This window comes from Ruegeria sp. AF8, assembly GCF_056541825.1.
Map to the genome: position 1 here is coordinate 1 of NZ_JBQFYW010000048.1, position 5525 is coordinate 5525.

At 54.4% G+C, this 5525-nt stretch carries 7 protein-coding genes and 1 pseudogene; 5 read left to right on the forward strand and 3 right to left on the reverse strand.

The window, feature by feature from the left end:
- Positions 1-172: 172 nt before the first annotated feature.
- Positions 173-856: an IS6 family transposase gene (locus ACR0AO_RS25050; RefSeq protein ID WP_480609623.1), complete on the forward strand. Its 684-nt coding sequence runs from the start codon at positions 173-175 to the stop codon at positions 854-856.
- A gap of 60 nt (positions 857-916) precedes the next feature.
- Here ACR0AO_RS25050 and ACR0AO_RS25055 read toward each other — a convergent pair.
- Positions 917-1081, reverse strand: a pseudogene (locus ACR0AO_RS25055) (WGR domain-containing protein); the annotation flags it as partial.
- 342 nt (positions 1082-1423) lie between these two features.
- Here ACR0AO_RS25055 and ACR0AO_RS25060 point away from each other — a divergent pair.
- The 3 genes from ACR0AO_RS25060 (at position 1424) to ACR0AO_RS25070 (ending at position 3916) form a co-directional block, all read left to right on the forward strand.
- Positions 1424-1816: a GFA family protein gene (locus tag ACR0AO_RS25060; protein WP_480609626.1), complete on the forward strand. Its 393-nt coding sequence runs from the start codon at positions 1424-1426 to the stop codon at positions 1814-1816.
- A 237-nt stretch (positions 1817-2053) separates the two neighbouring features.
- Positions 2054-2281 (forward strand): DUF6429 family protein, encoded by a 228-nt coding sequence (locus ACR0AO_RS25065; RefSeq protein ID WP_480609629.1) that lies wholly within the window; start codon positions 2054-2056, stop codon positions 2279-2281.
- Positions 2282-2503: 222 nt separating this feature from the next.
- On the forward strand, positions 2504-3916 hold the full coding sequence (locus ACR0AO_RS25070) for a DUF6880 family protein (RefSeq protein WP_480609632.1): 1413 nt from the start codon (positions 2504-2506) through the stop codon (positions 3914-3916).
- 188 nt (positions 3917-4104) lie between these two features.
- Here ACR0AO_RS25070 and ACR0AO_RS25075 read toward each other — a convergent pair whose 3' ends face one another.
- On the reverse strand, positions 4105-4605 hold the full coding sequence (locus ACR0AO_RS25075) for a methyltransferase family protein (protein WP_480609635.1): 501 nt from the start codon (positions 4603-4605) through the stop codon (positions 4105-4107).
- A gap of 252 nt (positions 4606-4857) precedes the next feature.
- Between ACR0AO_RS25075 and ACR0AO_RS25080 the strand changes: the two genes are divergently transcribed.
- Entirely contained in the window at positions 4858-5109 is a 252-nt protein-coding gene (locus tag ACR0AO_RS25080) for an SH3 domain-containing protein (RefSeq protein WP_480609641.1), read from the forward strand.
- A gap of 194 nt (positions 5110-5303) precedes the next feature.
- On the opposite strand, the gene ACR0AO_RS25085 is transcribed toward ACR0AO_RS25080, so the two are convergent.
- On the reverse strand, positions 5304-5525 hold a 222-nt coding region (locus ACR0AO_RS25085), incomplete at its 5' end, for a hypothetical protein (RefSeq protein ID WP_480609638.1).

Sequence of the window (5525 nt, forward strand, 5' to 3'; positions counted from 1 at the left end):
TGACATCTCTCGGTCGTGCAGAACATGAGCGCGTTTTCTGAAGTGATGGGTTTGGGGCCAATCTGCCCCAGTTCTGATCTATGCAACAGGGGGTTCTGTCGCAAACTCTACCGCACCTGTCAGATCGAACGCAGTTCTGTTAACGCGTGCTGGGACATGACAGGAGCAAACCGTGACGACCTCATTTAAAGGCACGCATTTTCCGAAAGACGTGATTTTGCACGCGGTTTTCTTCTACTTACGCTACGGCGTGTCATACGGGGATCTGGAAGAGATCATGGCGGAACGTGGCGTTGATCTGGATCATGCAACGCTAAACCGTTGGGTCAGCCGATATGCAGGCCTCATTGCTGAAGCAGCGCGGTATAGAAAGCGTCCCGTTGACCGATCGTGGCGCATGGATGAGACATATGTGAAAGTGAAGGGCGAGTGGGTTTATCTTTACCGAGCGATCGACAAACACGGCAAGACACTAGATTTCATGTTGTCCGAGCGCCGGAATAAAGCCGCAGCGACGAAGTTCTTCGCCCGCGCGCTTGAGGTGAACGGTCTACCGCGCAAGATCGTCATCGACAAAAGTGGAGCCAATACAGCTGGTATCAAGGCAGTTAATAAGATGCTCAAGAGCTTCGGTTGTCCAATCCCGATTGAGATGGTCAGGCGGAAATACCTCAATAACATCATTGAACAGGATCACCGCTTCATCAAACGAAGGATCAGACCGATGCTGGGATTCAAATCTTTCGCTGCAGCCGCATCTGCCCTGGCAGGTATAGAATTGGTCAACATGATCCGCAAAGGTCAATTCACGCCCGGACTCCGTCCGTTTCAGCAGTTTATCCAGCTGGCGGGATAATCGCTTCTCCAGTTCCGTGTATGCAGCTCTCAAAGAAATTTGCGACAGAACCCGTCCCCAGGTACGAAGGACGGACACTTCCCCAAACAGCGTCGGCTGCAATTCTATTCCATAGAACCGCGCCATGTTGATCTCAGGGTCCACATGGATCAGATGGATAGGTGTGGTTTCTGTCAGTTCCATGACTTCATTATCATTTGGAGCAACCATTCTGTCTAATGACATTGTGAGATCAGGCCACCGGCAAGGATTCAGTTCCTAAATGGGACCCGGCATCAACCTACTTACCGATAGGTTGTTCTCTTGCAGTTTCCACGGCACATTTGGGCCTGGAAACGAATGTGCGCTTCGGGTGAGAAACCACTTATCGGCGGTACAAAGATCTCCGTCGAACGAATGGCGCACACGTTGGAAAGAACAGTTTATTGCTCCCAGTCGTTGCATTAGGTTTCGTGGTAGAAAACAGAATGGAGCCACCGTTCAAAACCAGGAATTGTTGTGGCTATTTGCCAGAGCACATACGATATTTTCCTATCCTCCTAATCGACATAAAGGAGTAGAAGGAACATGTCTCAGCCACTGGAAGGTGGATGCTTTTGCGGTGAAGTTCGATATCGGATCACCGGTGACGCGGTTTTGCAACTCATGTGTTTCTGTAGTGACTGCCTATCGATGACCGGTACAGACGGTTACGCCGGGTACATGATAAAATCCGAAGATCTGCAGCTGCTGAAAGGTAAACCTCTGACCTTTGAAAAAACATCAAAGGAAGGACGCCCTGTCATCAGGAATTTCTGCGGAATCTGCGGATCAAACTTGTGGGGTCTGACATCCTTTGGGTTGACCAGCATCGCTGCCGGTACGTTGGATGAACCGGGCAATTTCAAACCAACAATAAAGGTATTTGTGAAAGATGCGCCCAACTGGGCCAGGATTCCTCACCATTTGGAAGAAATGTAGCGGTACATGTCTTTACAGCCCGACCCGGCCATTGATTATCCGGCCTCACGCCGCGATGCAGCTTTCGCGTTGCAGACATTTATGCGTCAAGCAACAATTCCAATGCAGCGACGACTGCGCCGCAGAAAGTCTGTTGAAAGATTCCGCACCCAAATCCTCCCCCCCCCCCCGCAAACCTTGTGCGGATCTTCGCTGTGGCTTCAGAATGATCACAAGATAGTCTAATGAGTGGAACCCATGGAATTGGACAACGACAAACTGGACGCGGCAGCATTGGCCATTCTGAGCCTGACGCTGCATGACGGTCGGCGGGTCTGGAAAGGGATCGACTGGGCGATCACCGACCGGCTCTATGAAAAGGGCCTGATCAAGAATCCCGCGGGTCGGGCGAAGTCTCTGGTTCTGACCGATGAAGGGCTCGCGGAGGCGGAAGCAGTGCTGGCCGGGATGTTCGGCAAAACCTGAACTGCCCGCCGCACAGGGGTTGGCAGTTGAGTGGCGCATCCGTCTCTGCGTTATAGACAGCCTGGCTTTGACTTTGACCAGTCAGTCGCATGCGGCATCGCAGGTATCAAATTGCGACCATTGGGTCTTCCTGCGGCATTTCATGGGCCGGACAGCTAATCCTTGCCCTCACGATCCGGTCGAGGCACTTATTTAGATAACAGTGAAAACCGAGACCTGCCCATGGCCCGCAAGCCTGCCCTGTCCACTGACAAGCTGAAAGACCTCGGTGCCGACAAGCTCGCGCAGCTGGTGCTGGAAGAAGCCGAGCGCAATGCGGGGTTCCGGCGCCAGGTCAAGGCGGCGCTCGCCGGGAAATCCGGCCCCGAGGCCATAGCCAGGCTGATCGACCGGAGGCTGTCCGGGCTGGCGCGGGCAAAGAGTTTCATCGAGTGGGACAAGGCCCGCGCCTTTGCTGACGATCTGCGCAGTCTAACCAATACCCTCACTTCCGAGCTTGGTGCTGCCGCGCCCGGGCTTGCCATAGACCGGCTGTTGCGCTTCATCGCCACCCATGAACAGGTGTTCGAACGTGTCGACGATTCTTCGGGTCGCATTCAGGACGTTTATTATCAGGCAATCACCGCGACAGGTGATCTGGCGCAGAGCATGGCTACACCCGAAGCGGATCTGCTACCCGACAAGATAATGACCGCCCTTGGCGAAAGCACTCACGGCTATCTGGTCGAGGTAACCGAGATCGTGGCGCCGCATCTGCCGCAAAGCAGCCTGGCTCGCTGGGATGCCGATCTGAAGGATGCCATTACTGAGCGGCGGGCTGAAGAAGTGGCGGGCAATCCGGATGGCTGGTTCTATTCCATGACCTCACAATGGGCAGCGATGCGCCAGACCATTGCCCTAGCGCGGGGGGATCTCGATCTGCTCATCGCGCTGGAGACAAAAAAGCAGCCGCGTATGCAGGACACGCTGGGAATCGCCGCGCAGCTTCTGGATGCTGGCCGCAGCGTCGAGGCGCTGGATTGGGTGCGCAAACCGGGGCAGCGCGCGTTTGGCGAGACCGATAGTGACCTTTCGCCGGCACGGGTCAGCCTGGAGGCGCGTATCCTGGAAGCCACGGGCGACAAGCCTGCTGCGCAGGCCCTGCGCTGGCGTTGCTTCGAGGCGAAGCTGTCCGCCGTTGTTCTGCGGGATTACCTCAGGCAGCTGTCGGATTTCGAGGATGTCGAAGCTGAAGACCGCGCCCATGCCTTCGCGTTGGAAAAGGCTGAACCCGAGTTGGCACTGCAATTCTTCCTCGACTGGCCGCGGCTCGATCTGGCAGCAAATCTGATCGTAATGCACCCGCACCGCTGGAACGGTGGTGATTGGCACATCTTGCCGAAAGTCGCAGCCCTTCTGGAGCACGATTATCCGCTGGCAGCAACGATACTCTACCGGGCACTTTTGGACGACATCCTGGATCGCGCGCGCTCCAAGGCTTATGGGCACGGCGCGAAATACCTCGGGAAACTGGCCCTGCTGGCTGAAGAGACGGATCCCAGTTGCCTCGGCAAATTGGTCGAACACACAACTTATCTTGCCAGGCTTAAGAAAGCGCACCCCCGCAAATCAGGGTTCTGGACCCGGGTCGATTAGGAGCAATCTGAGTCGCCACGAGCAAGTAGGTTCCGTCACCCAGTTTGGGTCAGAGGTTATGGGTGTGGACTTGAGTGGTCACACGGTCGAGTGCCGTGATGCCACGGAGCAACCCGTCATTGCGGTCCTTCGCGAAAGCTGCGATCTGATCATGAGCGAACTCACAGGTCGCGGGACAAACCGGTAATTCAACTGCCGTTGTCACCTGGGGGCTCATACGGCCGCAACATGGGAACCCATCGTGGTACCGCCGCCTTGTATTTTAGGTAGCCCTCGCCAAAACGTCGCTCCAGCCCCGGCTCCTCTACGAATATGAAATAAAGTGTGTTGAGGAGAAAGAACACTATCGCCCAACCGAGCAGGGGCGGGCTGCTCAACGCCACCGCTTCCGCCAATATCATTAGAATGACCGATGAAAGCATCGGGTTGCGCACATAGCGATAAGGTCCGCTGACCACAAATCTTTGAGGTGGGTCCCACGGTGCAGGAGTTCCATGCCCCTCATGAACAAACAGCTTCATCGTATTGGCGGCCAAAGCAAGCGCGGGGACTGCTAACATCGCCGCCACGGCCCAATGCAGACGCGTTCCAACACCTGTGTCAAATGGCCAACGGTCGCTGAACCATTGGATCAAAATCGGGATGTAGATCAGCACTGTACCCGGAAGGACAAGCACTGCTTTAGTCATTCGCCAAAACATGGAGTAGAACTACCATGTCTTGTCTATCATCGGGATCGCGCCGAACTTTATTTTCATTTTGCGGAAATCATTTGACGCGACAATCATCGCCTTGAGCTTTGGTAATTCTCATATTTCTGTCTTGGAGTTGTTCATTTTGGTGACCTGATTTGCTACGATTGTAGTTGAGGCAACAAGCAGGAAATCGCGATGCGCAATGCAATCTTCTTACCCCTAGCGGCATTGTTCCTAGACACCATCATGAACGTTGAACCCGTAGCCGCCGCCTCGCTCGGACGATACGAGGTATTTGGCGTCGAAGACGGTGACATGCTGAAAATGCGTGGTGGGCCTGGAACAGGCTACATTGTGATTGTTGGTCTGCCAAATGGAACCGCCTTACGAGTTCACAGTTGCGAGCAAACCGGTGGCACCCGGTGGTGCCGCGTTTCCTTGGAGCGCGCACGTGGGCTCAAGGGGTATGTCTCTTGGGCATACTTGAGAAAAATTTGAAAAAACAGTGATCAACGTTACTAAATTTAACAACGTCCATGATATGTCGGCAAAAGAGGCCCTCTCCGTCTAGTTGGCACTGCTAACATGAGCTTTGAACTGACTTGCGAGCCACAAAGGAGTCGGCCCTTCAATTGAATCTGTGAAGTCACTTGCGGCCGAGGGTGTGTGAATACTCCGGCCCACGAGCTCTCTCAGAAGTGCGAGAGAATGCACTTAAAGGGTATTTTCGAAATATTTCGCCGACCGGTCAGAGTTTCCACACAGCCTCGGCCCTTAGCGGATGAGGTGGGTGGCTCCTGCTCCACCGGCATCAAATGTGCCAAAGTGCAGTTATCACCGACTGCTAGGAAAGGAGCCACCCAATGATAGTAAAGACCGTAGGCCTGGATCTGGCCAAGGATGTTTTTCAAGTT